We start from the raw sequence: 25,525 nt of genomic DNA on the forward strand, positions 1-25,525 counted from the left end.
AATCGAGTGATACGCATTATTTTTATCAATGGTAGTAATACAAAGAATAGTCGGTGAGTATTTATTGCGGAACAGGCTTAAATTCAGAATGACGCCTGAAAATGTGATGCACCACGATATTTATCGTTAACACCTTCGACAGAAGTCACTTTTATTTTCTTTCTCTTAGTGATCTACCTCACCTTTTACATCACCTTGCCGAATTTTGTTATTTACTCCGACAAAAAATTGCCACGATGACGGCAGTTTCAGTGGAGACGGTGAGCAATGAATAAAGAACGCATTATTCAGGAATTTGTGCCGGGCAAACAGGTCACGCTGGCGCATCTCATTGCGCACCCTGGTGAAGAACTGGCGAAAAAGATCGGCGTTCCCGATGCTGGCGCGATTGGCATTATGACCTTAACGCCGGGGGAAACGGCCATGATCGCTGGCGATTTAGCGATGAAGGCTGCGGATGTACACATCGGTTTTCTCGACAGATTTAGCGGTGCGCTGGTGATTTATGGCACCGTCGGCGCAGTAGAAGAAGCGCTATTACAGACGGTCAGCGGGCTGGGGCGATTATTAAACTTTACCCTGTGTGAGTTAACAAAAAGTTAATTGGTGGCGGTAATGAAACGTATTGCTTTTGTCGGCGCGGTCGGCGCCGGAAAGACAACGCTTTTTAACGCGTTACGGGGAAATTATTCCCTCGCCAGAAAAACGCAGGCCGTGGAATTTAATGATCATGGCGATATCGATACACCGGGTGAATATTTTAGCCATCCCCGTTGGTATCACGCCTTAATTACCACGTTGCAGGATGTGGACACGCTGATTTATGTCCACGCGGCAAACGATAAAGAAAGTCGCTTACCTGCCGGGTTATTGGATGTTGGAACCCGTAAACGACATATCGCCGTTATCAGCAAAACGGACATGCCGGATGCCGACGTCGCCGCTACGCGGCAGTTGCTTTGCGAGACTGGATTCCGGGAGCCGATTTTCGAGCTCAACGGCCACGACCCGCAAAGCGTGCGGCAGTTGGTGGATTATCTGGCGGCTCTCAGTGAACAGGAGGAAGAGGCAGGTGAAAAAACTTATCACAGCTAACGATATTCGTGCGGCCCACGCCCGCGGCGAACAGGCGATGTCGGTAGTGCTGCGCGCCAGCATTATTACCCCGGAGGCTCGCGAAGTGGCGGAACTACTGGGCTTCACGATTACCGAATGCGACGAGCCCGTCCCGGCATCCACATCGGCGCAGGCGTGTAAAAGCGAAAGCCAGCGCATTCGGGAAGCCATCATCGCGCAGCTCCCGGAAGGGCAGTTTACTGAAAGCCTGGTGGCGCAGTTGATGGAAAAAGTGCTCAAGGAAAAGCAGTCGCTGGAACTGGGGACGATGCAGCCGAGCTTTACCTCCGTCACGGGTAAAGGCGGCGTGAAAGTCATTGACGGCAGCAGTGTGAAATTTGGCCGCTTCGACGGCGCCGAACCGCACTGCGTCGGCTTAACCGATCTGGTTACAGAGCAGGACGGCAGCAGCATGGCCGCCGGGTTTATGCAGTGGGACAACGCCTTTTTCCCGTGGACGCTGAACTACGACGAAATCGACATGGTGCTGGAGGGCGAACTGCATGTACGCCATGAAGGCGAAACCATGATTGCCAAAGCCGGAGATGTCATGTTCATCCCTAAAGGCTCCAGCATTGAATTTGGCACGCCAACGTCCGTGCGCTTTCTGTACGTCGCCTGGCCTGCGAACTGGCAATCCGTATGAACGATTTCATCACCGAAACGTGGCTCAGAGCGAATCATACGCTCAGCGAAGGATCGGAAATCCATCTGCCCGCTGATGCACGACTGACGCCCGCGGCCCGGGAACTGCTGGAAAGCCGCCGCCTGCGCATTAAGTTTCTGGATCCACAAGGCCGGCTGTTTGTCGATGATGACGAACAGCAGCCGCAGCCGGTACATGGCTTAACCAGTAGCGATACGCATCCACAGGCCTGCTGTGAACTGTGCCGCCAGCCGGTGGTGAAAAAGCCCGATACGCTGACCCATCTGACGGCGGACAAAATGGTCGCCAAAAGCGACCCGCGCCTCGGCTTTCGCGCCGCGCTCGACAGCGCCATCGCGCTGACCGTGTGGCTACAAATCGAACTGGCGGAACCCTGGCAGCCGTGGCTTTTCGATATCCGCTCGCGGCTGGGCAACATTATGCGCGCCGACGCTATAGATGAACCGCTGGCGGCGCAGTCTATCGTCGGGCTCAACGAGGATGAGCTGCATCGGCTTTCCCACCAGCCGCTGCGCTATCTCGACCACGATCACCTGGTGCCGGAGGCCAGCCACGGTCGCGATGCGGCGCTGCTTAATCTCCTGCGAACCAAAGTCCGTGAAACAGAAACCCTCGCCGCACAAGTGTTTATTACCCGTAGTTTTGAGGTCTTGCGCCCGGACATTTTACAGGCGCTGAACCGTCTCTCCAGCACGGTTTACGTGATGATGATTTTGAGCGTGGCGAAACATCCGCTGACGGTCGCCCAAATTCAACAACGGTTGGGAGAGAAGCCATGATCATTGAACGCGCCCGCGAACTGGCGGTACGCGCCCCCGCCAGAGTCGTCTTTCCTGATGCGCTGGACGAACGCGTGCTGAAAGCGGCGCATTACCTGCAACAGTACGGTCTGGCTCGCCCCGTTCTGGTCGCCAGTCCGTTTGCGCTGCGTCAGTTTGCCCTGAGTCATCGTATGGCGATGGATGGCATTCAGGTCATCGACCCACACAGCAACCTGAGTATGCGCCAGCGTTTTGCGCAACGCTGGCTTGCCCGTGCCGGAGAAAAAACGCCGCCGGACGCAGTGGAAAAGCTTAGCGACCCGCTAATGTTCGCTGCTGCCATGGTGAGCGCCGGTGAGGCTGATGTGTGTATCGCAGGCAACCTGTCGTCAACGGCGAACGTGCTGCGCGCAGGGCTGCGGGTGATTGGCCTGCAACCCGGGTGCAAAACATTGTCGTCTATTTTCCTGATGCTGCCGCAGTATGCCGGCCCGGCATTAGGGTTCGCCGATTGCAGCGTAGTGCCGCAGCCGACGGCGGCGCAGCTGGCGGATATCGCTATCGCCAGCGCCGACACCTGGCGGGCCATTACCGGCGAAGAGCCGCGCGTGGCGATGCTGTCATTTTCAAGCAAAGGCAGCGCCCGTCACCCCAATGTCGCCAACGTGCAGCAGGCGACAGAGCTCGTTCGCGAACGTGCGCCGCAACTGCTTGTGGACGGTGAATTGCAGTTTGACGCCGCTTTCGTCCCGGAGGTCGCCGCGCAAAAAGCGCCTGACAGCCCGCTGCAAGGCCGCGCCAACGTGATGATTTTCCCGTCGCTGGAGGCGGGCAATATTGGCTACAAAATCGCTCAGCGTCTGGGAGGCTATCGCGCTGTTGGGCCGCTAATTCAGGGGCTTGCCGCGCCGCTTCACGACCTCTCCCGAGGCTGTAGCGTGCAGGAAATTATCGAACTGGCGTTGGTGGCAGCCGTGCCGCGCCAGGCTGACGTGAGCCGCGAACGCAGCTTACACACACTGGTTGAATGAACGGTCCCGTTCTGGACCCCTTTAATGAGAGGAAAACACGATGGAAGCATTAGGAATGATTGAAACCCGGGGCCTGGTTGCGCTGATTGAGGCCTCAGATGCGATGGTAAAAGCCGCACGCGTGAAGCTGGTCGGCGTGAAGCAGATTGGCGGTGGCCTGTGTACGGCCATGGTGCGTGGCGACGTGGCGGCGTGCAAAGCCGCAACCGATGCTGGCGCCGCTGCGGCGCAGCGCATTGGCGAGCTGGTCTCTGTACACGTGATTCCACGCCCGCACGGCGATCTGGAAGAAGTGTTCCCGATCAGCTTCAAAGGCGACAGCAACATTTGATGGTAGGCCGGATAAGACGCGCAGCGTCGCCATCCGGCATGAATGCGCGCCATTGCCTGATGGTGCGCAGATTCAAGGCCTACGACCCAACGGGCAATCCATGGAGGCGGATATGAAACTGGCAGTCGTCACAGGACAAATCGTATGTACCGTCCGCCATCAGGGACTGGCGCATGACAAATTGCTGATGGTGGAAATGATCGATGCCCAGGGCAACCCCGACGGGCAGTGTGCCGTCGCCATCGACAGTATCGGGGCGGGAACCGGAGAGTGGGTACTGCTGGTCAGCGGCAGTTCCGCACGCCAGGCGCATCGCAGCGAATTATCACCGGTCGATCTGTGCGTCATTGGCATCGTCGATGAAGTGGTGGCTGGCGGGAAAGTGGTTTTCCATAAATAGGACTGAACATCATGAATCAACAGGATATTGAACAGGTGGTGAAAGCGGTACTGCTGAAAATGAAAGACAGCAGCCAGCCGGCCAGCACTGTTCATGAGATGGGCGTTTTTGCCTCCCTGGATGACGCAGTGGCGGCAGCAAAACGTGCCCAGCAGGGGCTGAAGAGCGTGGCGATGCGCCAGCTTGCTATTCATGCCATTCGCGAGGCGGGCGAAAAACACGCCCGAGAATTAGCGGAGCTTGCCGTCAGCGAAACCGGCATGGGACGCGTTGACGATAAATTTGCTAAAAACGTGGCGCAGGCGCGCGGCACGCCGGGCGTCGAGTGTTTATCTCCGCAGGTGCTGACCGGCGATAACGGCCTGACGCTGATTGAAAATGCGCCGTGGGGCGTGGTGGCCTCGGTCACGCCGTCCACCAATCCGGCGGCGACGGTGATTAATAACGCCATCAGCCTGATCGCCGCAGGCAACAGCGTCGTGTTTGCCCCGCATCCGGCGGCGAAAAAGGTCTCTCAGCGGGCAATCACCCTCCTCAATCAGGCGGTGGTCGCCGCCGGCGGCCCGGAAAATCTGCTGGTCACCGTGGCGAACCCGGATATCGAAACCGCCCAGCGGTTGTTCAAATATCCCGGTATTGGCCTGCTGGTGGTGACCGGCGGCGAAGCGGTGGTGGACGCGGCGCGTAAACATACTAATAAACGCCTGATCGCCGCCGGTGCCGGTAATCCCCCGGTGGTGGTGGATGAGACCGCCGACCTGCCGCGCGCCGCACAATCCATCGTCAAAGGCGCGTCGTTTGATAACAACATCATCTGCGCCGACGAAAAAGTGCTGATTGTGGTGGATAGCGTCGCCGACGAGCTGATGCGTCTGATGGAAGGTCAGCACGCGGTGAAACTGACTGCCGCTCAGGCCGAACAGCTCCAGCCGGTGCTGCTGAAGAATATTGATGAGCGCGGCAAAGGCACCGTCAGCCGTGACTGGGTCGGTCGTGACGCGGGCAAAATCGCCGCAGCCATTGGCCTGAACGTCCCGGATCAAACGCGCCTGCTGTTTGTGGAAACGCCCGCCAACCATCCGTTTGCCGTTACTGAAATGATGATGCCGGTACTGCCGGTGGTGCGGGTCGCCAACGTCGAAGAAGCCATCGCCCTGGCGGTTCAGCTTGAAGGCGGTTGCCACCATACGGCGGCGATGCACTCGCGCAATATCGACAACATGAACCAGATGGCGAACGCCATCGACACCAGCATTTTCGTCAAAAACGGGCCGTGCATTGCCGGGCTTGGATTGGGCGGAGAAGGCTGGACCACCATGACTATCACTACGCCAACCGGCGAAGGGGTGACCAGCGCGCGTACCTTTGTGCGGCTGCGTCGATGCGTGCTGGTGGATGCGTTTCGCATTGTATAAGGGATGACTCATGGCGCACGACGAACAACTCTGGCTCACCCCAAGACTGCAAAAAGCGGCGGCCCTGTGTAACCAGACGCCCGCCGCCAGCGATACACCGCTGTGGCTGGGCGTCGATTTGGGCACCTGCGACGTGGTGTCGATGGTGGTCGACGGCAACGCCCAGCCGGTGGCGGTGTGCCTTGACTGGGCCGACGTTGTGCGTGACGGCATCGTCTGGGATTTCTTCGGCGCCGTCACCCTCGTGCGCCGCCATCTCGACACCCTTGAACAGCAGCTCGGCTGCCGCTTTACCCACGCGGCGACCTCGTTCCCGCCGGGCACCGACCCGCGTATTTCGATCAACGTGCTGGAGTCTGCCGGGTTAGAAGTCAGCCACGTACTGGATGAGCCGACGGCGGTGGCGGATCTGCTGGCGCTTGATAATGCAGGCGTGGTGGATATTGGCGGCGGCACTACCGGCATTGCCATCGTCAAACAGGGCAAGGTGACTTACTCCGCCGATGAAGCCACTGGCGGGCACCATATCTCCCTGACGCTGGCGGGCAACCGCCGTATTCCCCTGGAAGAGGCGGAACAGTACAAGCGCAGCAATGCGCAGGAGATTTGGCCAGTAGTGAAGCCGGTGTACGAAAAGATGGCGGAGATCGTTGCTCGCCACATTGAAGGGCAAGGAATTGCTGATTTATGGCTGGCGGGCGGTTCCTGTATGCAGCCGGGCGTGGAGGCGTTATTTCGCCAGCGTTTCCCGGAGTTACAGGTGCATTTGCCGCAGCACAGCCTGTTTATGACCCCGCTGGCGATAGCCAACAGCGGGAGAGCGAAAGCGGAGGGACTCTATGCAAGCTGAACTACAGACGGCGCTATTTCAGGCATTCGACACCCTGAATCTGCAACGGGTGAAAACGTTCAGCGTACCGCCGGTCACGCTGTGCGGACTTGGGGCGCTCGGCGCCTGCGGCCAGGAAGCGCAAGCGCGAGGCGTAAGCCATCTGTTTGTGATGGTCGACAGCTTCCTGCATCAGGCGGGAATGACCGCGCCGCTGGCACGCAGCCTGGCGATGAAAGGCGTGGCGATGACGGTCTGGCCGTGTCCGCCAGGCGAGCCGTGCATCACCGATGTTTGCGCGGCGGTGGCGCAACTGCGTGAGGCGGCGTGCGACGGCGTAGTGGCCTTTGGCGGCGGTTCGGTGCTGGACGCGGCGAAAGCGGTCGCCCTGCTGGTGACTAACCCTGACCAGACGCTGAGCGCCATGACCGAGCACAGTACATTACGCCCGCGTCTGCCGCTGATTGCGGTGCCGACCACCGCCGGAACCGGTTCAGAAACCACCAACGTGACGGTGATTATCGACGCGGTCAGCGGGCGCAAGCAGGTGCTGGCGCACGCGTCACTAATGCCGGACGTGGCGATTCTTGATGCTGCCGTGACCGAAGGCGTTCCGCCAAACGTGACGGCGATGACCGGTATCGATGCGTTGACGCATGCGATTGAGGCCTACAGCGCGCTCAACGCCACGCCGTTTACCGACAGCCTGGCGATTGGCGCGATAGCGATGATTGGCAAATCGCTGCCGAAAGCCGTGGGTTACGGCCACGATCTGGCGGCGCGTGAAAATATGTTGCTGGCCTCCTGTATGGCGGGAATGGCCTTTTCCAGCGCCGGTTTGGGGCTGTGTCATGCGATGGCGCATCAGCCAGGAGCGGCGCTGCATATTCCGCACGGCCAGGCCAACGCCATGCTGCTGCCAACAGTCATGGGCTTTAACCGGATGGTTTGCCGCGAGCGCTTCAGTCAAATCGGTCGGGCGTTAACCAATAAGAAATCGGACGATCGCGATGCGATTGCGGCGGTGTGCGAGCTGATTGCCGAAGTGGGACAGAGCAAACGGCTGGCTGACGCTGGCGCTAAACCCGAACACTACAGCGCGTGGGCGCAAGCCGCGCTGGAGGATATTTGTCTGCGCAGTAACCCACGCACCGCCACACAGGCACAGATTATCGACCTGTACGCGGCTGCCGGGTAATGCCTGTAGGCCGGATAAGGTGCTCGCACCGCCATCCGGCAATAACACGGCGTTAATGCCGGAGGCGACGTAAACGTCTTATCCGGCCTATAAATCATAAATGGCAGGGAGTAAGGGCTATGGGAATTAACGAAATCATCATGTACATCATGATGTTCTTTATGCTGATTGCCGCCGTGGACAGAATCCTGTCGCAGTTCGGCGGGTCGGCGCGCTTCCTCGGTAAATTTGGCAAGAGTATCGAGGGGTCTGGCGGCCAGTTTGAAGAGGGCTTTATGGCGATGGGCGCGTTGGGACTGGCGATGGTCGGTATGACCGCGCTGGCGCCGGTGCTGGCGCATGTACTGGGGCCGGTTATTATCCCGGTATACGAAATGCTGGGCGCGAACCCATCCATGTTCGCGGGTACGCTGCTGGCCTGTGATATGGGCGGATTCTTCCTCGCCAAAGAGCTGGCCGGCGGTGATGTCGCGGCGTGGCTATACTCAGGGTTAATACTTGGGTCGATGATGGGGCCGACCATTGTGTTCTCCATTCCGGTGGCGCTCGGCATTATCGAGCCGTCTGACCGCCGCTACCTGGCGCTTGGCGTACTGGCGGGTATCGTCACCATTCCCATTGGCTGCATTGCGGGGGGGGTGATCGCCATGTACTCAGGCGTGCAGATCAATGGTCAGCCAGTGGAGTTTACCTTCGCGCTGATCCTGATGAACATGATCCCGGTCTTGATCGTCGCGGTGCTGGTAGCGCTGGGGCTGAAGTTCATCCCGGAAAAAATGATCAACGGTTTCCAGATTTTCGCCAAATTTCTGGTGGCGCTGATCACCATCGGTCTGGCGGCTGCGGTGGTTAAATTCCTGTTGGGTTGGGAGTTGATTCCGGGACTCGACCCGATCTTTATGGCGCCAGGCGACAAACCCGGCGAAGTGATGCGCGCCATTGAAGTGATCGGCTCTATCTCCTGCGTGCTGCTTGGCGCGTATCCGATGGTGCTGTTACTGACCCGCTGGTTTGAAAAACCGTTGATGAATGTCGGTAAGCTGCTGAACGTAAATAATATTGCGGCGGCAGGCATGGTGGCGACCCTGGCGAACAATATCCCCATGTTCGGCATGATGAAGCAGATGGATACCCGCGGCAAAGTGATTAACTGCGCATTTGCCGTCTCTGCGGCGTTCGCGCTGGGCGACCATTTAGGCTTCGCCGCCGCCAACATGAACGCCATGATCTTCCCGATGATTGTCGGCAAGCTGATCGGCGGCGTGACGGCGATTGGCGTGGCGATGATGCTGGTGCCGAAAGATGACGCCGCCCAGGTGAAAACCGAAGCGGAGGCGCAATCGTGAACACTCGCCAGCTACTGAGCGTCGGTATCGATATCGGCACCACCACCACGCAGGTGATCTTCTCGCGCCTGGAGTTGGTTAACCGTGCGGCGGTGTCGCAGGTGCCGCGCTACGAATTCATCAAACGCGACATTAGCTGGCAAAGCCCGGTCTTCTTTACGCCCGTGGATAAGCAGGGCGGTCTGAAAGAGGCCGAACTTAAAGCGCTGATTCTGGCCCAGTATCAGGCCGCAGACATCGCGCCTGAATCGGTGGACTCAGGGGCTATCATTATCACCGGCGAAAGCGCCAAAACCCGCAACGCCCGTCCGGCGGTCATGGCGCTCTCGCAGTCGCTGGGCGACTTTGTGGTCGCCAGCGCCGGGCCGCATCTGGAATCGGTCATTGCCGGTCACGGCGCCGGAGCGCAAAGCTTGTCTGAGCAGCGGATGTGCCGGGTGCTGAATATTGATATCGGCGGCGGCACGTCTAACTACGCGCTGTTTGACGCGGGAAAAGTCAGCGGCACCGCCTGCCTTAACGTCGGTGGTCGCCTGCTGGAAACCGATGCTCAGGGGCGCGTGGTTTATGCCCATCAGCCGGGGCAGATGATTATCGATGAGGTGTTCGGTTCGGGTACTGATGCTCGCGCCTTAGCTGCCGCACAGTTGGGACAGGTGGCGCGGCGGATGGCGGATCTCATCGTCGAGGTTATCACTGGCGCGCTCTCGCCGCTGGCGCAATCGCTGATGCAAACCGGGCTGCTGCCCGCCGATATTACGCCAGAGGTGATCACCCTTTCCGGTGGGGTAGGTGAATGCTACCGCAACCAACCTGCCGATCCGTTCTGCTTTTCTGATATCGGGCCGCTGCTGGCGACCGCGCTGCATGAGCACCCGCGTCTGCGCGAGATGAACGTGCAGTTTCCGGCGCAAACCGTGCGCGCCACGGTGATTGGCGCGGGGGCCCATACGCTCTCGCTTTCCGGCAGTACTATCTGGCTGGAAGACGTCCAACTGCCGCTGCGCAACCTGCCGGTGGCGATCCCGCAGGATGACGCCGATCTGGTGAACGCCTGGCGGCAGGCGCTTCTCCAGCTTGATCTCGACCCGCAAACCGACGCTTACGTGCTGGCGCTTCCCGCCACGCTTCCGGTGCGTTACGCCGCATTACTCACGGTCATCAACGCGCTGACGGCTTTTGTCGCGCGTTATCCCAATCCACATCCCCTGCTGGTGGTGGCCGAGCAGGATTTTGGTAAAGCGCTGGGCATGTTATTGCGCCCACAGTTACCGCAACTTCCGCTGGCGGTCATCGATGAGGTGGTCGTGCGGGCGGGAGACTATATCGACATTGGTACGCCTCTTTTTGGCGGATCGGTTGTGCCGGTGACGGTGAAATCACTCGCATTTCCTTCCTGAGGGAACGACTTATGAAACTAAAGACCACATTGTTCGGCAATGTTTATCAGTTTAAGGATGTAAAAGAGGTACTGGCCAAAGCCAACGAACTGCGTTCGGGGGATGTGCTGGCCGGGGTTGCCGCGGCAAGTTCGCAGGAGCGCGTAGCGGCAAAACAGGTACTGTCGGAAATGACGGTGGCGGATATCCGCAACAATCCGGTGATTGCCTATGAAGAGGACTGCGTGACGCGCCTGATTCAGGACGACGTCAACGAAACGGCCTATAACCGGATTAAAAACTGGAGCATCAGCGAACTGCGTGAATACGTGCTGAGCGATGAAACCTCCGTGGACGACATCGCGTTTACCCGCAAAGGCCTGACCTCCGAAGTGGTGGCGGCAGTAGCGAAAATCTGCTCCAACGCTGACCTGATCTACGGCGGCAAGAAAATGCCGGTGATCAAAAAAGCCAATACCACCATCGGTATTCCGGGCACCTTTAGCTGCCGTTTGCAGCCGAACGATACCCGTGACGATGTACAGAGTATCGCCGCGCAAATCTACGAAGGGCTTTCTTTCGGCGCAGGCGATGCGGTGATCGGCGTTAACCCGGTGACCGATGACGTGGAGAACCTGACCCGCGTGCTCGACACCGTTTACGGCGTTATCGATAAATTCAATATTCCGACCCAGGGCTGCGTGCTGGCGCATGTCACCACCCAGATTGAAGCGATTCGCCGCGGCGCGCCGGGCGGACTGATTTTCCAGAGCATTTGCGGCAGCGAGAAGGGCTTAAAAGAGTTCGGCGTCGAGCTGGCCATGCTCGATGAAGCGCGGGCCGTGGGGGCGGAGTTCAACCGCATCGCCGGGGAAAACTGCCTGTACTTTGAAACCGGGCAAGGGTCTGCGCTCTCTGCTGGCGCGAACTTTGGTGCCGACCAGGTGACGATGGAAGCGCGTAACTACGGGCTGGCTCGCCACTACGATCCGTTCCTGGTGAACACCGTGGTGGGCTTTATCGGGCCGGAGTATCTCTACAACGACAGGCAGATTATCCGCGCCGGTCTCGAAGATCACTTTATGGGCAAGCTGAGCGGCATCTCGATGGGCTGCGACTGCTGCTATACCAACCATGCCGACGCCGACCAGAACCTTAACGAAAACCTGATGATTCTGCTCGCCACTGCCGGCTGTAACTACATCATGGGGATGCCGCTCGGCGACGACATCATGCTCAACTACCAGACCACCGCTTTCCACGATACCGCCACCGTCCGTCAGTTGCTGAATTTACGGCCATCGCCGGAGTTTGAACGCTGGCTGGAAACGATGGGCATTATGGCAAACGGTCGTCTGACCAAACGGGCGGGCGATCCGTCACTGTTCTTCTGATGACGCGGGGATAACACCATGGATCAAAAACAGATTGAAGAAATTGTACGTAGCGTGATGGCGTCAATGGGACAGGACGTACCGCAGCCCGTCGCGCCGTCAACGCAGGAAGGCGCAAAGCCGCAGTGCGCCGCGCCGACGGTGACCGAAAGCTGCGCGCTGGATTTAGGTTCCGCAGAGGCAAAAGCCTGGATTGGCGTCGAGAACCCACATCGTGCGGACGTGCTGACCGAACTGCGTCGCAGTACCGCTGCTCGTGTATGTACCGGGCGCGCTGGCCCACGTCCACGTACCCAGGCGCTGTTGCGCTTCCTGGCGGATCACTCCCGTTCGAAAGACACCGTGCTCAAAGAAGTGCCGGAAGAGTGGGTAAAAGCGCAAGGGCTGCTGGAAGTGCGTTCGGAGATCAGCGACAAAAACCTGTACCTGACGCGCCCGGATATGGGGCGTCGCCTGAGCCCGGAAGCCATTGACGCGCTGAAGTCGCAGTGCGTGATGAACCCGGATGTGCAGGTAGTGGTCTCCGATGGCCTCTCTACGGATGCGATCACCGCCAACTATGAAGAGATCCTGCCGCCGCTGCTTGCCGGTCTGAAGCAGGCCGGGCTGAACGTCGGCACGCCGTTCTTTGTGCGCTATGGCCGCGTGAAGATTGAAGATCAGATTGGCGAAATTCTCGGCGCGAAGGTCGTCATCCTGCTGGTGGGCGAACGTCCGGGGCTGGGGCAGTCGGAAAGTCTTTCCTGCTACGCCGTCTATTCCCCGCGCGTGGCGACCACCGTCGAGGCCGACAGAACCTGTATTTCAAACATTCATCAGGGGGGGACGCCGCCAGTAGAAGCCGCCGCCGTGATTGTGGATTTGGCCAAACGGATGCTGGAGCAGAAAGCGTCCGGCATCAACATGACCCGTTAAGGAGACATCATGCCTGCATTAGATTTGATTCGACCTTCAGTGACTGCCATGCGCGTGATTGCCTCCGTGAATGACGGCTTTGCGCGGGAACTTAAATTACCGCCACATATACGTAGCCTCGGACTCATCACGGCAGATTCTGATGATGTGACCTATATTGCCGCTGACGAAGCGACAAAACAGGCGATGGTGGAAGTGGTCTATGGCCGCTCCCTCTATGCCGGGGCGGCTCACGGGCCGTCGCCTACCGCCGGTGAGGTGTTGATTATGCTGGGCGGACCGAACCCGGCGGAAGTGCGCGCCGGTCTGGATGCAATGGTCGCCAGCATTGAAAACGGCGCGGCGTTCCAGTGGGCGAACGATGCGGAAAATACCGCGTTCCTGGCGCATGTGGTTTCGCGTACCGGCTCGTACCTCTCGTCTACCGCAGGTATTGCGCTGGGCGATCCAATGGCCTATCTGGTGGCGCCGCCGCTGGAAGCGACATTCGGCATTGACGCGGCGATGAAATCCGCTGACGTTCAGCTGGTGACTTACGTGCCGCCGCCGTCGGAAACCAACTATTCGGCCGCGTTCTTAACGGGAAGCCAGGCCGCGTGTAAAGCCGCCTGCAACGCCTTTACCGACGCCGTGCTGGATATCGCCCGTAACCCTGTCCAGCGTGCGTAACGGAGGCTGCCAATGATCAATGCCCTGGGATTACTGGAAGTGGACGGAATGGTCGCCGCCGTCGATGCGGCGGATGCCATGCTGAAAGCGGCCAACGTGCGTTTGCTCAGTCATCAAGTGCTCGACCCTGGCAGGCTAACGCTGGTGGTGGAGGGCGATCTGGCGGCGTGTCGTGCGGCGCTGGATGCCGGAAGCGCCGCCGCGCAGCGCACAGGCCGTGTGATTAGTCGCAAAGAAATTGGTCGTCCGGAAGAGGACACCCAGTGGCTGATTGGCGGGTTTGCGCGTGCGACAACGCCGACTGAGAAAGCGCCCCAGGTACCCGCAACGCCTGAGTTCGCTGAAGCGTTACTGGCGCTGCTGGCATCAGTACGCCAGGGAATGACGGCGGGAGAGGTTGCCGCGCATTTTGGCTGGTCGCTGGAGCAGGCCAGAAACGTGCTGGAACAACTCTTTTCTGACGGAGCGTTGCGTAAACGCAGTAGTCGCTATCGCATCAAAAATTAATCTGTCGGAGGGCCGGGCGTCCTGGCGGGCGTCCGGCATAGAAGATCATGAAAAAGACCCGTACAGCGAATTTGCACCATCTTTATCATGAAGCGTTACCCGAAGACGTTAAACTTACGCCCAGAGTCGAGGTGGACAATGTTCATCAGCGACGGACGACGGATGTCTATGAACATGCTCTGACTATCACCGCCTGGCAGCAGATCTACGATCAGTTACACCCGGGTAAATTTCATGGCGAGTTCACGGAAATCCTGCTTGATGAGATTCAGGTGTTCCGTGAATACACCGGCCTGGCGCTGCGTCAGTCGTGTCTGGTTTGGCCAAACTCTTTCTGGTTTGGTATTCCGGCGACGCGCGGCGAACAGGGATTTATCGGCGCGCAGGGGCTCGGCAGCGCCGAGATTGCCACCCGACCGGGAGGCACCGAGTTTGAACTGAGCACGCCGGATGATTACACCATTCTGGGCGTCGTTATCTCGGAAGATGTTATTTCCCGTCAGGCCACGTTTTTGCATAACCCGGAAAGGGTGCTGCATATGCTGCGTAACCAGTTAGCGCTGGAGGTAAAAGAGCAGCATAAAGCGGCGCTGTGGGGCTTTGTGCAGCAGGCGCTGGCCACCTTCAGCGAGAGTCCTGAAACCCTGCATCAACCTGCGGTGCGTAAGGTCTTGAGTGATAATTTATTGCTGGCGATGGGCACGATGCTGGAAGAGGCGAAGCCGATTCATAGCGCCGAAAGCATCAGCCATCAGGGATATCGTAGGCTACTGTCGCGGGCGCGGGAATATGTGCTGGAAAATATGTCGGAGCCGCTGACGGTGCTCGACTTATGTAACCAGCTACACGTAAGCCGTCGCACGCTGCAAAATGCGTTTCACGCCATTTTGGGCATTGGCCCCAATGCGTGGCTGAAACGTATTCGCTTAAACGCAGTACGCCGGGAACTGATTAGCCCGTGGTCGCAGAGCGCCACGGTCAAAGATGCCGCGATGCAGTGGGGATTCTGGCATCTGGGGCAATTTGCCACCGATTATCAGCAATTATTTGCCGAAAAACCGTCGTTGACGCTGCATCAACGGATGCGGCAATGGGCTTGATATTGATGGGTAGGCTCTCCGGTTGCTGATAACGTGCGCGTGTCGGGAATTGCCCGGTGGCGGCTGGCGCCTTACCGGGCCTACGGATTCGCTGCCGTCTGTGGTTGGTAGCCCGGACAAGGCGCGCCAGCGCCGCCTCCGGGGAACCGCGCGCACAACGTGCAAAACAGTTTTGTCATCAGGTCATGAGGATGAACGTTTATGTTTGCTGATAAGACGTTGCCGTTGTTTGGCAGGAGGGGCAGATAAACCCGTAAAGCATCATAAATTCCCTTCAATCATGATGCTATCATATTGATGCAGAAGCGGTTGTATCCATTCTATAACATATTGAATAAAGGAAGCGTACTCTCCGTTGCTGCGCGCAATTATCAGCCAGTGCAAGATTATTTTCTCGCATTCAGCAAGTGTAAATTCATTCCAGCTTGTGTAATCAAAGGACTTATCCTCATGATTTCGTGGGTATAGCTTATTAATTCCAGCGGCCAGTATCTCAAAATCGGACTCGTAAATCATCAGACAGTCAACACTATAATCCCATCCCCCATCCGGATCTTCTTTATAAGGATAGATAAAACATCCAATTTTACTCTCTGTGCGGCGATGTCTTTTTCGTAGAGTTGTTCGGCGCCCTTTAAGATTAAAATCAAGGTAATAAGGTGGTATTGGGGTATGCAGTGCGGTGGTTATTGCGATCAGGAACTTAGACCACTCTTTATGGTGTATTTCGCGGCTACACCAATAATCGACATCAATATATTTTTCTGACCATCGTAGATCGCAATACTGTTTTTTATGGTTCACGTGGAACGTTGTATCTGTATGGTAATCGTTTATTTGTTGCGTTCCCCAGTATTCGCGAAAAAATTCAGCTAACCTGTTTTTTTGCTCTTCAGGGGATAATGAGGGCGCAGAGATGAGGCGGGCGTTCATTGCTACTTCCTTAATGTCATATGTGTTTAAATCCAGTCGCGTACCTGAATAAACTCGCTCAGCGCCGCTTCCGGGCTACCCGCTTCCGGCTGCCAGTCGTACTCCCAGCGCACCAGCGGCGGCATCGACATCAGGATAGATTCAGTGCGCCCGCCGGTTTGCAGACCAAACAGGGTGCCTCTGTCCCATACCAGATTGAACTCCACGTAGCGACCGCGGCGATAAAGTTGAAAATTACGCTCCCGCTCTCCCCAGACCATCGCTTTGCGTCGTTCGACAATCGGTAAATACGCCTCGGTGTAGCCGTTACCGACCGCCTGCATAAAAGCAAAACAGTGGTCGAAATCCGGCGTATTCAAATCGTCAAAAAACAGGCCGCCGATACCGCGCTGCTCGTTACGATGCTTGAGGAAAAAGTAGTCATCGCACCACTTTTTATAACGCGGATACACATCGTCACCAAACGGCTGGCACAGGTCGCGGGCGGTGCGGTGCCAGTGAACGGCATCCTCTTCAAAGCCGTAGTAGGGCGTTAAATCGAACCCGCCGCCAAACCACCATACCGGATCGGCGCCCGGTTTTTCGGCAATAAAAAAGCGCACGTTAGCATGGCTGGTGGGAATATACGGATTGTGCGGATGCACCACCAGCGATACGCCCATCGCTTCAAAGCTACGCCCGGCGAGTTCTGGCCGATGCGCGGTGGCGGACGCGGGCATTGCATCGCCGTGAACGTGAGAGAAATTAACGCCCGCCTGTTCGAAAATCCCGCCGTTGCGTAATACCCGGCTGCGTCCGCCGCCGCCCGCTTCGCGTCGCCAGCTATCTTCGACAAAGTTTGCGCCATCCACAGCGGATAACGTTTGGCAAATATCATCCTGCAGGCGTAGCAGAAACTGTTTTACGTGATGTGCATCGGGTTTCATGATTACCGTTTCTTCGTGTGTGCTTTCTGATTATCAAACCAGTGAAAATAACTGATGATGCCGTTGGCGATCGCCGTAGCGATTTTCTGGCGAAACGCCGTCGTGCCCAGCAGGCGTTCTTCTTCCGGATTGGTAATAAACGAGGTTTCGACCAGTACCGACGGAATTGACGGTGATTTTAGCACCACGAAAGCCGCTTGTTCGGTAGTGCGGCTGTGTAATTTATGTATAGGTTTGATTTTCTTGAGAATATGCGAACCCAGCGTCAGACTGTTTTTAATCGTATCGGTTTGCACCAGATCAAACAAAACTTGTTGTAATAGATGATCCCGGTCAGTGGCTTTTTTACCCGCCACTTCGTCCGCGCGGTTTTCACGCTCGGAGAGATACTTCGCCATGGCGCTACTGGCCCCGCGGTTGGAAAGCGCAAAAACGGAAGCGCCCGCTGCTTTCGGGTTGGTAAAACCATCGGCATGAATGGACATAAACAGATCCGCGCCGTGCTTATGGGCGATTTCCACCCGATCGTACAGCGGAATAAAGGTATCCCCTGTCCGGGTTAAACGCGCATCGATTCCGTGATTTCGCAAAATAGCGCGCACGTTTTTGGCAATTGCCAGTACGACGTGTTTTTCCTGAGAACCGTTGCGGCCAATCGCGCCGGTATCGATGCCGCCGTGTCCGGGGTCGAGCATCACCAACCGTTTACTGCCGGTTTTTTTGGTTTTGGGTTTGCTGTGACCATTACTGGTTTTTAGCGTTTCTTCTTTGGCTATTGCGTGCGACATACCTGACAGCGTCAGGGCCGCCAGACCTGTTTTGAGTACCTGGCGGCGCGATGTGAGAGTTTTTAGGAGTTTAAAAGTGCTCATACGGCCTGAGTTGTGAAAATTAAGTTCAAGATGTTATATCGTATCGCGTAATCCGTTACGACGGTTGGTGATGAGAATTGTTTTACTTTTCATTTCAATACGTGACACATCGCCATTATGCCATTTTTTCCGCTACATCGCGTCAGATATTGGCTGAATCAGATGTTTGCGCCATAATCTTGGTTTTTCCACCCGAAAAGGCAACGAATACCATGGAAATACGCGTTTTTCGCCAGGAAGATTTCGAAGAGGTGATTACCCTCTGGGAGCGTTGCGACCTGCTGCGTCCATGGAACGATCCTGAAATGGATATTGAACGCAAGGTGAATCACGATGTCAGCTTGTTCCTCGTTGCGGAAGTTAGCGGCGAAGTCGTCGGTACGGTAATGGGCGGTTATGACGGGCATCGCGGCTCGGCGTATTACCTGGGCGTTCACCCGGAGTTCCGCGGGCGCGGCATTGCGAATGCGTTGCTTAACCGGCTGGAAAAAAAACTCATCGCTCGCGGGTGTCCGAAAATCCAAATTATGGTGCGCGATGATAACGACGTTGTGCTGGGCATGTATGAACGTCTGGGGTATGAGCATTCTGACGCCCTAAGTTTGGGTAAACGCCTGATTGAAGATGAAGAGTACTGAGTTTCATCCAGCCGATTATGATGTACACGGACGTTTACGCCTGCCGTTTCTGTTCTGGTGCGTACTGCTACTTCAGGCGCGCGCCTGGGTACTCTTTGTCATTGCCGGTTCATCCCGTGGACAGGGTAATACTTTGTTAAACTTTTTTTATCCCGACCATGACAATTTTTGGCTGGGGCTGTTGCCCGGCGTTCCGGCGGTAGTGGCATTTTTACTCAGCGGGCGGCGTGAAGCGGTTCCTGGTGTGTGGCGCTGGCTGCGCGGACTCCTGATCCTTGCTCAACTGGTGTCGTTGTGCTGGCTGCCGGTGATGTGGCTGGGTGGCGACCCGGTCAACGGCGTCGGGCTGGCGCTGCTGCTGGCGGACATCGTCGCGCTGATCTGGCTGTTAACCAATCAACGTTTGCGTGCCTGTTTTTCCCTTGAGAAAGAATAACGGCACTTTTTGGCGAACCCGCACTCCAACCAACGTTAATTAATAAAAGAAAGGAAGTGAGATGAAATCGCTGCGTTTGACTTTACTCGCACTGCCGCTGGCGCTGACCGGCTGCTCGACGCTCTCCTCGGTCAACTGGTCTGCCGCAAATCCATGGAACTGGTTTGGTTCCTCGACAGAAGTCACTGAGCAAGGCGTGGGAGCGCTGACCGCCGCCACGCCGCTGGAAGAGCCGGCTATTGCAGAGGCATTAGATGGCGATTATCGCCTGCGTAGCGGTATGAAAACCGATAACGGCAACGTGGTGCGCTTTTTCGAAGCGATGAAGGGCGACAATGTCGCGATGGTGATCAACGGCGAGCAGGGAACCGTGAGCCGTATTGATGTGCTGGACAGCGATATCCCAACCGCCGCGGGGGGCAAAATCGGTACGCCGTTTAGCGACCTTTACAGCAAAGCTTTTGGTCACTGCGAGCCGGTTTCCAGCGATAGCCATACCAGCGTCGAATGTAAAGCTGAGGGAAGTCAGCATATTAGCTATGTTTTCTCCGGCGAGTGGAGCGGACCGGAAGGCTTAATGCCTCCTGATGACGTCTTAAAAAACTGGGACGTGCGCAAAATTATCTGGCGTCGTTAATTTGCGCCTGAACAAACCGCTTCGCTTAAAAACAAGGTAAAATAGCCTCCATTAATGCCACGACTGCGTGGCATTCTCATTTTCAGGAGGAATCATGTCTCAGGTTCAAAGTGGCATTTTGCCGGAACATTGCCGTGCGGCAATTTGGATTGAAGCCAATGTGAAAGGCGACCTGGACGCCCTGCGCGCGGCCAGCAGAACATTTGCCGATAAACTGGCGACCTTCGAAGTCAAATTTCCGGACGCCCATCTTGGGGCCGTTGTGGCGTTTGGCAACAATACCTGGCGTGCCCTGAGTGGCGGCGTCGGGGCGGAAGAACTGAAAGATTTTATTCCTTATGGTAAAGGGCTGGCGCCGGCCACGCAGTATGACGTGCTGATCCATATCCTTTCCCTGCGCCACGATGTGAATTTTTCTGTTGCTCAGGCGGCGATGGAAGCCTTCGGCGACTGTATCGACGTGAAAGAAGAAGTTCACGGCTTCCGTTGGGTGGAAGAACGCGATCTGAGCGGCTTTGTCGACGGGACAGAGAACCCGGCAGGCGAAGAGACGCGTCGTGAAGTGGCGGTGATCAAAGATGGCGTGGATGCCGGCGGCAGTTATGTGTTCGTGCAGCGTTGGGAACACAATCTCAAGCAACTTAACCGGATGAGTATTCACGATCAGGAGATGATGATCGGGCGTACCAAAGAAGCCAATGAAGAGATTGACGGCGATGCGCGTCCGGCAACATCTCACCTGAGCCGCGTCGATCTCAAAGAAGATGGCAAAGGGCTGAAGATTGTGCGTCAGAGCCTGCCATACGGCACCGCCAGCGGTACTCATGGTCTCTATTTCTGCGCTTACTGCGCACGCCTGCACAATATCGAACAGCAGCTTCTGAGTATGTTCGGCGATACCGACGGTAAACGCGACGCAATGCTGCGCTTCACCAAACCGGTGACTGGCGGCTACTATTTTGCGCCGTCGCTGGATCGCCTGTTAGCGCTATAAGGTAAAACCCTGTCGGATGGCAGCGCAAACGCTTTATTCGACCTACGATTGGTAGGCCTGATAAGCGCAGCGCCATCAGGCAGAACAGCATAAAAATGCCCATCCCCGCCTCCGCGGGGATTTTTTTACCTAATATTTACCTGAATTAGTGAGCTATTCCTCAGCACTTATTTGTTATTACTGTATTTTCAGTGTTAATGGAGTGTAAGACTCCATATTCAAAAGGAGACATTGAAAATGGGTAAACTCACGGGCAAGACAGCATTGATTACGGGCGCATCGCAGGGCATTGGCGAAGGGATCGCTCGCGTATTCGCACGCCACGGCGCGAACTTAATCTTGCTGGATATCTCCGATGAGATTGAAAAGCTGGCGGATGAGCTGGGCGGACGCGGACATCGCTGTACTGCCGTTAAGGCTGACGTCAGAGATTTTGCTTCGGTGCAGGCGGCGGTTGCGCGCGCCAAAGAGACTGAAGGTAGAATTGATATTTTGGTGAATAACGCTGGCGTGTGCCGTCTGGGCAACTTCCTCGATATGAGTGAAGAAGATCGCGATTTCCACATTGATATTAATATTAAAGGTGTCTGGAACGTCACCAAAGCCGTCCTGCCGGAGATGATCAAACGTAAAGATGGCCGCATTGTGATGATGTCTTCCGTCACGGGAGATATGGTGGCGGACCCGGGTGAAACGGCCTATGCGCTGTCAAAAGCCGCCATTGTCGGTTTAACCAAATCGCTGGCGGTAGAGTACGCGCAGTCCGGTATTCGCGTGAATGCCATTTGCCCCGGTTATGTAAGAACGCCGATGGCGGAAAGCATTGCCCGTCAGTCTAACCCTGACGATCCGGAATCGGTATTAACGGAAATGGCAAAAGCCATTCCGCTACGCCGCCTTGCCGATCCGCTGGAAGTAGGGGAACTGGCGGCATTTCTGGCTTCCGATGAGTCCAGCTATCTTACCGGAACGCAAAACGTCATTGATGGCGGCAGTACCCTGCCTGAAAGCGTAAGCGTAGGCGTCTGATTGATGCCGGTCTCCTCCCCGCGCCGCGTGGGGAGGGATTCTCTTATTCCCTTTTCAACTTTCAAATCATCAAACGGTATATAAAACCGTTACTCCTTTAGCGCTGGTTATAAATATGATGACCATAAGAAAGTCATTAAATTTATAAGGGTGCGCAATGGCCGTTAACTTCCTGAAAAAAAATGCTCTGACGCTGGCGGCGTCTCTGTTACTGGTCGGTCAGGTACAGGCGACGGAACTGCTGAACAGCTCATACGATGTCTCCCGCGAGCTGTTTGCCGCCCTTAACCCACCGTTTGAGCAACAATGGGCGAAGGATAACGGCGGCGATAAGCTGACGATTAAGCAGTCTCATGCCGGGTCATCAAAACAGGCGCTGGCGATTTTGCAGGGACTGAAGGCAGACGTCGTGACCTACAATCAGGTGACCGATGTACAGATTCTCCATGATAAAGGCAAACTGATCCCTGCCGACTGGCAAAGCCGTCTGCCGAACAACAGTTCGCCATTCTATTCCACGATGGGCTTCCTGGTGCGCAAGGGGAACCCGAAAAATATTCACGACTGGAGCGATCTTGTACGTTCCGACGTGAAGCTGATTTTCCCTAACCCGAAAACCTCCGGCAACGCCCGTTACACGTATCTGGCGGCATGGAGCGCGGCGGATAACGCGGACGGCGGCGATAAAGCCAAAACCGAACAGTTTATGACCCAGTTCCTGAAAAACGTCGAAGTGTTTGATACCGGCGGTCGCGGCGCTACGACTACCTTTGCCGAGCGTGGTCTGGGCGATGTGCTGATTAGTTTTGAATCGGAAGTGAACAACATCCGCAAACAATATGAAGCCCAGGGATTTGAAGTGGTGATCCCGAAAACGAACATTCTTGCTGAATTCCCGGTTGCCTGGGTGGATAAAAACGTGAAGGCCAACGGCACAGAAAAAGCCACCAAAGCTTACCTGAACTGGCTGTATAGCCCGCAGGCGCAGACCATCATCACCCATTACTACTACCGCGTGAATAACCCGGAAATCATGGGCAAGCAAGCAGATAAATTCCCGCAGACCGAACTGTTCCGCGTGGAAGAAAAGTTTGGTTCCTGGCCGGAAGTGATGAAAACGCACTTTGCCAGCGGCGGCGAGCTGGACAAACTGTTGGCGGCGGGGCGTAAGTAATGCTTGCCGTTTCTTCCCGACGCGTGCTGCCCGGCTTTACGTTAAGCCTCGGCACCAGTTTGCTGTTTGTCTGCCTGATCCTGCTGTTGCCGTTGAGCGCACTGGTGATGCAGCTCTCACAGATGAGCTGGGCGCAATACTGGGATGTTGTGACCAACCCACAGGTGGTGGCTGCCTATAAAGTGACGCTGCTGGCGGCATTTGTGGCGTCGATTTTTAATGGCGTGTTTGGCCTGCTGATGGCGTGGATTTTAACCCGCTACCGTTTTCCGGGGCGCACGTTGCTGGATGCGCTGATGGATCTGCCGTTTGCGCTGCCGACAGCGGTAGCGGGGTTAACGCTGGCCTCGCTGTTCTCAGTGAACGGTTTCTACGGTCAGTTTCTCGCGCAGTATGATATCAAAGTGACCTATACCTGGCTCGGTATTGCGGTGGCGATGGCCTTTACCAGTATTCCATTTGTGGTGCGCACCGTCCAGCCGGTACTGGAAGAGCTGGGGCCGGAATATGAAGAAGCGGCACAAACGCTGGGGGCCACCCGGCTGCAAAGTTTTCGCAAAGTCGTGCTGCCTGAGCTGTCGCCTGCGCTGATTGCCGGCGTGGCGCTCTCTTTTACCCGTAGCCTGGGCGAGTTTGGCGCGGTGATTTTTATCGCCGGAAATATCGCCTGGAAAACAGAAGTGACCTCGCTGATGATTTTTGTGCGCTTGCAGGAGTTTGATTACCCGGCCGCTAGCGCCATTGCCTCGGTGATCCTTGCGGCATCCTTGCTGCTGCTGTTCTCTATCAATACCTTGCAAAGTCGCTTTGGTCGACGTGTGGTAGGTCATTAATGGCGGAAGTGACTCAATTGAAGCGATACGACGTCCCCCGCATTAACTGGGGAAAATGGTTTCTGATTGGCGTCGGGATGCTGGTTTCGGCGTTTATCCTGCTGGTGCCGATGATTTACATCTTCGTGCAGGCGTTCAGCAAAGGGTTAATGCCGGTACTGCAAAATCTGGCCGATCCGGACATGCTGCACGCCATCTGGCTGACGGTGTTGATTGCCTTGATCGCAGTGCCGGTGAATCTGGTGTTCGGTATTCTGCTGGCGTGGCTGGTGACGCGCTTTAACTTCCCCGGACGTCAGCTATTGCTGACCCTGCTGGATATTCCCTTTGCCGTCTCACCGGTGGTGGCCGGTCTGGTTTATCTGTTGTTTTATGGTTCCAACGGCCCGTTGGGCGGCTGGCTGGATGAGCATAATTTGCAAATGATGTTCTCCTGGCCGGGGATGGTACTGGTCACTATTTTTGTCACCTGCCCGTTTGTGGTGCGCGAACTGGTGCCAGTGATGCTCAGCCAGGGCAGTCAGGAAGATGAGGCGGCGATTTTACTGGGCGCATCCGGCTGGCAAATGTTTCGCCGCGTGACGTTGCCGAATATTCGCTGGGCGCTACTCTACGGCGTGGTGTTAACCAACGCCCGCGCGATTGGCGAGTTTGGCGCGGTGTCGGTGGTGTCCGGCTCGATTCGCGGCGAAACGTTATCGCTACCGTTACAGATTGAATTACTGGAGCAGGACTACAACACCGTCGGCTCCTTTACCGCCGCCGCATTGTTGACGCTAATGGCGATTATTACCCTGTTTTTGAAGAGCATGTTGCAATGGCGTCTGGAGAATCAGGAAAAACGCGCGCAACAGGAGGAAAATCATGAGCATTGAGATCGCCAGAATTAAGAAATCGTTTGGTCGCACTCAGGTACTGAATGATATCTCGCTGGATATTCCTTCCGGCCAGATGGTTGCCTTGTTGGGGCCGTCAGGTTCCGGTAAAACGACGCTGCTGCGCATTATTGCCGGGCTGGAACATCAGTCCAGCGGCCATATTCGTTTCCACGGTACGGACGTTAGCCGCCTGCACGCGCGTGAGCGTAAAGTCGGTTTTGTGTTTCAGCACTATGCGCTGTTTCGCCATATGACGGTGTTTGACAACATCGCTTTTGGCCTGACGGTGCTGCCGCGACGCGACCGCCCAACTGCGGCGGCGATTAAAACGAAAGTGACGCAATTGCTGGAGATGGTGCAACTGGCGCACCTCGCGGATCGCTTCCCCGCCCAGCTTTCCGGCGGACAAAAACAGCGCGTGGCGCTGGCGCGCGCGCTTGCCGTAGAACCGCAAATTCTACTGCTGGATGAACCCTTTGGCGCGCTGGATGCCCAGGTACGTAAAGAGTTACGTCGCTGGTTGCGCCAGCTACATGAAGAACTGAAATTCACCAGCGTCTTTGTCACCCACGATCAGGAAGAAGCGACGGAAGTGGCGGATCGGGTGGTGGTGATGAGTCAGGGCAATATCGAACAGGCTGATGCGCCGGATCGAGTGTGGCGTGAACCGGCAACCCGCTTCGTACTGGAGTTTATGGGCGAGGTGAACCGCCTGACAGGCACCGTCCGCGGCGGGCAGTTTCACGTTGGCGCGCATCGCTGGCCGCTGGGTTATACGCCCGCGTACCAGGGGCCGGTCGATCTGTTCCTGCGTCCGTGGGAGGTGGATATTAGCCGCCGCACCAGCCTGGATTCTCCGCTACCAGTACAGGTCATTGAGGCCAGCCCGAAAGGTCACTATACACAGCTAGTGGTGCAGCCGCTGGGGTGGTATCACGATCCGCTGACGGTGGTGATGGCGGGTGACGACGTCCCGCAGCGCGGCGAGCGTTTGTTTGTCGGCTTACAGAACGCACGTCTCTATCATGGCGACCAGCGTATTGAGCCCCATGAGGCGCTTGCTCTTGCGGAGTCTGCCTGATAGGTTAATTTGCAGGTTTATCGCCCGGTGGCGCTT

The 25,525-nt window shown here is 56.5% G+C and carries 29 protein-coding genes and 1 pseudogene; 26 read left to right on the plus strand and 4 right to left on the minus strand.

What is annotated here, in order from left to right; genetic code table 11:
- The first annotated feature begins 267 nt into the window (after positions 1–267).
- The 17 genes from eutS to eutR all read left to right on the plus strand — a co-directional run bounded on the left by eutS (position 268) and on the right by eutR (position 15,058).
- On the plus strand, positions 268–603 hold the full coding sequence (eutS, locus tag ACLJNW_RS19900) for an ethanolamine utilization microcompartment protein EutS (protein ID WP_001031445.1): 336 nt from the start codon (positions 268–270) through the stop codon (positions 601–603).
- A gap of 12 nt (positions 604–615) precedes the next feature.
- Positions 616–1,095, plus strand: coding sequence for an ethanolamine utilization acetate kinase EutP (eutP, locus tag ACLJNW_RS19905; protein ID WP_000820754.1), 480 nt, complete (start codon positions 616–618; stop codon positions 1,093–1,095).
- Positions 1,073–1,762: an ethanolamine utilization acetate kinase EutQ gene (eutQ, locus tag ACLJNW_RS19910; RefSeq protein ID WP_000733861.1), complete on the plus strand. Its 690-nt coding sequence runs from the start codon at positions 1,073–1,075 to the stop codon at positions 1,760–1,762. Before eutP ends, eutQ begins: the two co-directional genes overlap by 23 nt.
- A complete protein-coding gene (gene eutT / locus ACLJNW_RS19915; RefSeq protein ID WP_000997650.1) occupies positions 1,759–2,562 on the plus strand; it encodes an ethanolamine utilization cob(I)yrinic acid a,c-diamide adenosyltransferase EutT in 804 nt (267 codons plus the stop codon). The genes eutQ and eutT overlap by 4 nt, the downstream gene beginning before the upstream one ends.
- The gene (gene pta / locus ACLJNW_RS19920) at positions 2,559–3,575 is read left to right on the plus strand and encodes a phosphate acetyltransferase (RefSeq protein ID WP_023203843.1); all 1,017 of its coding nucleotides are present in this window, start codon (positions 2,559–2,561) and stop codon (positions 3,573–3,575) included. The genes eutT and pta overlap by 4 nt, the downstream gene beginning before the upstream one ends.
- Positions 3,576–3,615: 40 nt before the next feature.
- On the plus strand, positions 3,616–3,906 hold the full coding sequence (gene eutM, locus ACLJNW_RS19925) for an ethanolamine utilization microcompartment protein EutM (protein ID WP_000387716.1): 291 nt from the start codon (positions 3,616–3,618) through the stop codon (positions 3,904–3,906).
- Positions 3,907–4,018: 112 nt separating this feature from the next.
- On the plus strand, positions 4,019–4,306 hold the full coding sequence (gene eutN, locus ACLJNW_RS19930) for an ethanolamine utilization microcompartment protein EutN (RefSeq protein ID WP_001522340.1): 288 nt from the start codon (positions 4,019–4,021) through the stop codon (positions 4,304–4,306).
- Positions 4,307–4,317: 11 nt separating this feature from the next.
- On the plus strand, positions 4,318–5,721 hold the full coding sequence (locus ACLJNW_RS19935; protein WP_001075640.1) for an aldehyde dehydrogenase family protein: 1,404 nt from the start codon (positions 4,318–4,320) through the stop codon (positions 5,719–5,721).
- Positions 5,722–5,731: 10 nt separating this feature from the next.
- On the plus strand, positions 5,732–6,571 hold the full coding sequence (gene eutJ, locus ACLJNW_RS19940; RefSeq protein WP_000929675.1) for an ethanolamine utilization protein EutJ: 840 nt from the start codon (positions 5,732–5,734) through the stop codon (positions 6,569–6,571).
- On the plus strand, positions 6,561–7,748 hold the full coding sequence (gene eutG, locus ACLJNW_RS19945) for an ethanolamine utilization ethanol dehydrogenase EutG (protein WP_001147500.1): 1,188 nt from the start codon (positions 6,561–6,563) through the stop codon (positions 7,746–7,748). Before eutJ ends, eutG begins: the two co-directional genes overlap by 11 nt.
- A gap of 119 nt (positions 7,749–7,867) precedes the next feature.
- Positions 7,868–9,094 (plus strand): ethanolamine utilization protein EutH, encoded by a 1,227-nt coding sequence (gene eutH / locus ACLJNW_RS19950; RefSeq protein ID WP_000512393.1) that lies wholly within the window; start codon positions 7,868–7,870, stop codon positions 9,092–9,094.
- Positions 9,091–10,494 carry an ethanolamine ammonia-lyase reactivating factor EutA gene (gene eutA / locus ACLJNW_RS19955; RefSeq protein ID WP_001097510.1) on the plus strand — a complete coding sequence of 468 codons (1,404 nt, stop codon included), beginning with the start codon at positions 9,091–9,093 and terminating at the stop codon, positions 10,492–10,494. Before eutH ends, eutA begins: the two co-directional genes overlap by 4 nt.
- 11 nt (positions 10,495–10,505) lie before the next feature.
- The gene (eutB, locus tag ACLJNW_RS19960) at positions 10,506–11,867 is read left to right on the plus strand and encodes an ethanolamine ammonia-lyase subunit alpha (protein WP_000769990.1); all 1,362 of its coding nucleotides are present in this window, start codon (positions 10,506–10,508) and stop codon (positions 11,865–11,867) included.
- 18 nt (positions 11,868–11,885) lie between these two features.
- Complete coding sequence (gene eutC / locus ACLJNW_RS19965) at positions 11,886–12,782, plus strand: ethanolamine ammonia-lyase subunit EutC (RefSeq protein ID WP_000372354.1); 897 nt, start codon at positions 11,886–11,888, stop codon at positions 12,780–12,782.
- 9 nt (positions 12,783–12,791) lie between these two features.
- Positions 12,792–13,451, plus strand: coding sequence for an ethanolamine utilization microcompartment protein EutL (eutL, locus tag ACLJNW_RS19970; RefSeq protein WP_001111056.1), 660 nt, complete (start codon positions 12,792–12,794; stop codon positions 13,449–13,451).
- A 12-nt stretch (positions 13,452–13,463) separates the two neighbouring features.
- Positions 13,464–13,958, plus strand: coding sequence for an ethanolamine utilization microcompartment protein EutK (eutK, locus tag ACLJNW_RS19975; RefSeq protein WP_017441394.1), 495 nt, complete (start codon positions 13,464–13,466; stop codon positions 13,956–13,958).
- Between the two features lie 47 nt (positions 13,959–14,005).
- A complete protein-coding gene (gene eutR, locus ACLJNW_RS19980) occupies positions 14,006–15,058 on the plus strand; it encodes an HTH-type transcriptional regulator EutR (protein WP_000753665.1) in 1,053 nt (350 codons plus the stop codon).
- Positions 15,059–15,257: 199 nt separating this feature from the next.
- Here the strand turns inward: eutR and ACLJNW_RS19985 are convergent.
- The 4 genes and pseudogenes from ACLJNW_RS19985 to amiA form a co-directional block, all read right to left on the minus strand.
- Positions 15,258–15,320: pseudogene (locus ACLJNW_RS19985) on the minus strand (hypothetical protein); the annotation flags it as partial.
- Positions 15,320–15,991 (minus strand): hypothetical protein, encoded by a 672-nt coding sequence (locus tag ACLJNW_RS19990; RefSeq protein ID WP_024154782.1) that lies wholly within the window; start codon positions 15,989–15,991, stop codon positions 15,320–15,322. The pseudogene ACLJNW_RS19985 and the gene ACLJNW_RS19990, both read right to left, overlap by 1 nt.
- Positions 15,992–16,017: 26 nt before the next feature.
- Positions 16,018–16,917 (minus strand): oxygen-dependent coproporphyrinogen oxidase, encoded by a 900-nt coding sequence (gene hemF, locus ACLJNW_RS19995; RefSeq protein WP_000801339.1) that lies wholly within the window; start codon positions 16,915–16,917, stop codon positions 16,018–16,020.
- A 2-nt stretch (positions 16,918–16,919) separates the two neighbouring features.
- Complete coding sequence (gene amiA, locus ACLJNW_RS20000; RefSeq protein ID WP_000102880.1) at positions 16,920–17,789, minus strand: N-acetylmuramoyl-L-alanine amidase AmiA; 870 nt, start codon at positions 17,787–17,789, stop codon at positions 16,920–16,922.
- Between the two features lie 212 nt (positions 17,790–18,001).
- Here amiA and ACLJNW_RS20005 point away from each other — a divergent pair, with 212 nt between their 5' ends.
- The 9 genes from ACLJNW_RS20005 to cysA all read left to right on the plus strand — a co-directional run bounded on the left by ACLJNW_RS20005 (position 18,002) and on the right by cysA (position 25,489).
- On the plus strand, positions 18,002–18,427 hold the full coding sequence (locus ACLJNW_RS20005; RefSeq protein WP_000406008.1) for a GNAT family acetyltransferase: 426 nt from the start codon (positions 18,002–18,004) through the stop codon (positions 18,425–18,427).
- On the plus strand, positions 18,414–18,863 hold the full coding sequence (locus ACLJNW_RS20010) for a DUF2919 domain-containing protein (protein WP_000842940.1): 450 nt from the start codon (positions 18,414–18,416) through the stop codon (positions 18,861–18,863). Before ACLJNW_RS20005 ends, ACLJNW_RS20010 begins: the two co-directional genes overlap by 14 nt.
- A 61-nt stretch (positions 18,864–18,924) precedes the next feature.
- Positions 18,925–19,500, plus strand: a complete 576-nt coding sequence (locus tag ACLJNW_RS20015) for an RpoE-regulated lipoprotein (protein WP_000838968.1) — start codon at positions 18,925–18,927, stop codon at positions 19,498–19,500.
- Positions 19,501–19,594: 94 nt separating this feature from the next.
- The gene (gene yfeX, locus ACLJNW_RS20020; RefSeq protein ID WP_000084583.1) at positions 19,595–20,494 is read left to right on the plus strand and encodes a porphyrinogen peroxidase; all 900 of its coding nucleotides are present in this window, start codon (positions 19,595–19,597) and stop codon (positions 20,492–20,494) included.
- 237 nt (positions 20,495–20,731) lie between these two features.
- Complete coding sequence (gene ucpA, locus ACLJNW_RS20025) at positions 20,732–21,523, plus strand: SDR family oxidoreductase UcpA (protein ID WP_000517460.1); 792 nt, start codon at positions 20,732–20,734, stop codon at positions 21,521–21,523.
- 157 nt (positions 21,524–21,680) lie between these two features.
- The gene (cysP, locus tag ACLJNW_RS20030) at positions 21,681–22,697 is read left to right on the plus strand and encodes a thiosulfate/sulfate ABC transporter substrate-binding protein CysP (RefSeq protein WP_024154781.1); all 1,017 of its coding nucleotides are present in this window, start codon (positions 21,681–21,683) and stop codon (positions 22,695–22,697) included.
- Positions 22,697–23,530 (plus strand): sulfate/thiosulfate ABC transporter permease CysT, encoded by an 834-nt coding sequence (cysT, locus tag ACLJNW_RS20035; protein WP_023203840.1) that lies wholly within the window; start codon positions 22,697–22,699, stop codon positions 23,528–23,530. Before cysP ends, cysT begins: the two co-directional genes overlap by 1 nt.
- Complete coding sequence (gene cysW, locus ACLJNW_RS20040) at positions 23,530–24,405, plus strand: sulfate/thiosulfate ABC transporter permease CysW (RefSeq protein WP_000852705.1); 876 nt, start codon at positions 23,530–23,532, stop codon at positions 24,403–24,405. The genes cysT and cysW overlap by 1 nt, the downstream gene beginning before the upstream one ends.
- Positions 24,395–25,489 (plus strand): sulfate/thiosulfate ABC transporter ATP-binding protein CysA, encoded by a 1,095-nt coding sequence (gene cysA / locus ACLJNW_RS20045; RefSeq protein WP_000021072.1) that lies wholly within the window; start codon positions 24,395–24,397, stop codon positions 25,487–25,489. The genes cysW and cysA overlap by 11 nt, the downstream gene beginning before the upstream one ends.
- Positions 25,490–25,525: the final 36 nt, after the last annotated feature.

It is taken from the genome of Salmonella sp. SAL4457 (assembly GCF_046548235.1).
GTDB lineage: Bacteria > Pseudomonadota > Gammaproteobacteria > Enterobacterales > Enterobacteriaceae > Salmonella > Salmonella enterica.

Coding starts and splice junctions, on each gene's coding strand:
- eutJ (WP_000929675.1), top strand. CDS start 5,732: ATGGCGCACGACGAACAACTCTGGCTCACCCCAAGACTGCAAAAAGCG.
- eutC (WP_000372354.1), top strand. CDS start 11,886: ATGGATCAAAAACAGATTGAAGAAATTGTACGTAGCGTGATGGCGTCA.
- yfeX (WP_000084583.1), top strand. CDS start 19,595: ATGTCTCAGGTTCAAAGTGGCATTTTGCCGGAACATTGCCGTGCGGCA.
- eutT (WP_000997650.1), top strand. CDS start 1,759: ATGAACGATTTCATCACCGAAACGTGGCTCAGAGCGAATCATACGCTC.
- eutG (WP_001147500.1), top strand. CDS start 6,561: ATGCAAGCTGAACTACAGACGGCGCTATTTCAGGCATTCGACACCCTG.
- ucpA (WP_000517460.1), top strand. CDS start 20,732: ATGGGTAAACTCACGGGCAAGACAGCATTGATTACGGGCGCATCGCAG.
- cysT (WP_023203840.1), top strand. CDS start 22,697: ATGCTTGCCGTTTCTTCCCGACGCGTGCTGCCCGGCTTTACGTTAAGC.
- eutS (WP_001031445.1), top strand. CDS start 268: ATGAATAAAGAACGCATTATTCAGGAATTTGTGCCGGGCAAACAGGTC.
- eutL (WP_001111056.1), top strand. CDS start 12,792: ATGCCTGCATTAGATTTGATTCGACCTTCAGTGACTGCCATGCGCGTG.
- eutK (WP_017441394.1), top strand. CDS start 13,464: ATGATCAATGCCCTGGGATTACTGGAAGTGGACGGAATGGTCGCCGCC.
- ACLJNW_RS20010 (WP_000842940.1), top strand. CDS start 18,414: ATGAAGAGTACTGAGTTTCATCCAGCCGATTATGATGTACACGGACGT.
- eutB (WP_000769990.1), top strand. CDS start 10,506: ATGAAACTAAAGACCACATTGTTCGGCAATGTTTATCAGTTTAAGGAT.
- eutP (WP_000820754.1), top strand. CDS start 616: ATGAAACGTATTGCTTTTGTCGGCGCGGTCGGCGCCGGAAAGACAACG.
- amiA (WP_000102880.1), bottom strand. CDS start 17,789: ATGAGCACTTTTAAACTCCTAAAAACTCTCACATCGCGCCGCCAGGTA.
- cysW (WP_000852705.1), top strand. CDS start 23,530: ATGGCGGAAGTGACTCAATTGAAGCGATACGACGTCCCCCGCATTAAC.
- pta (WP_023203843.1), top strand. CDS start 2,559: ATGATCATTGAACGCGCCCGCGAACTGGCGGTACGCGCCCCCGCCAGA.
- ACLJNW_RS20005 (WP_000406008.1), top strand. CDS start 18,002: ATGGAAATACGCGTTTTTCGCCAGGAAGATTTCGAAGAGGTGATTACC.
- eutR (WP_000753665.1), top strand. CDS start 14,006: ATGAAAAAGACCCGTACAGCGAATTTGCACCATCTTTATCATGAAGCG.
- cysA (WP_000021072.1), top strand. CDS start 24,395: ATGAGCATTGAGATCGCCAGAATTAAGAAATCGTTTGGTCGCACTCAG.
- ACLJNW_RS19935 (WP_001075640.1), top strand. CDS start 4,318: ATGAATCAACAGGATATTGAACAGGTGGTGAAAGCGGTACTGCTGAAA.
- ACLJNW_RS19990 (WP_024154782.1), bottom strand. CDS start 15,991: ATGAACGCCCGCCTCATCTCTGCGCCCTCATTATCCCCTGAAGAGCAA.
- eutN (WP_001522340.1), top strand. CDS start 4,019: ATGAAACTGGCAGTCGTCACAGGACAAATCGTATGTACCGTCCGCCAT.
- eutM (WP_000387716.1), top strand. CDS start 3,616: ATGGAAGCATTAGGAATGATTGAAACCCGGGGCCTGGTTGCGCTGATT.
- hemF (WP_000801339.1), bottom strand. CDS start 16,917: ATGAAACCCGATGCACATCACGTAAAACAGTTTCTGCTACGCCTGCAG.
- eutH (WP_000512393.1), top strand. CDS start 7,868: ATGGGAATTAACGAAATCATCATGTACATCATGATGTTCTTTATGCTG.
- cysP (WP_024154781.1), top strand. CDS start 21,681: ATGGCCGTTAACTTCCTGAAAAAAAATGCTCTGACGCTGGCGGCGTCT.
- ACLJNW_RS20015 (WP_000838968.1), top strand. CDS start 18,925: ATGAAATCGCTGCGTTTGACTTTACTCGCACTGCCGCTGGCGCTGACC.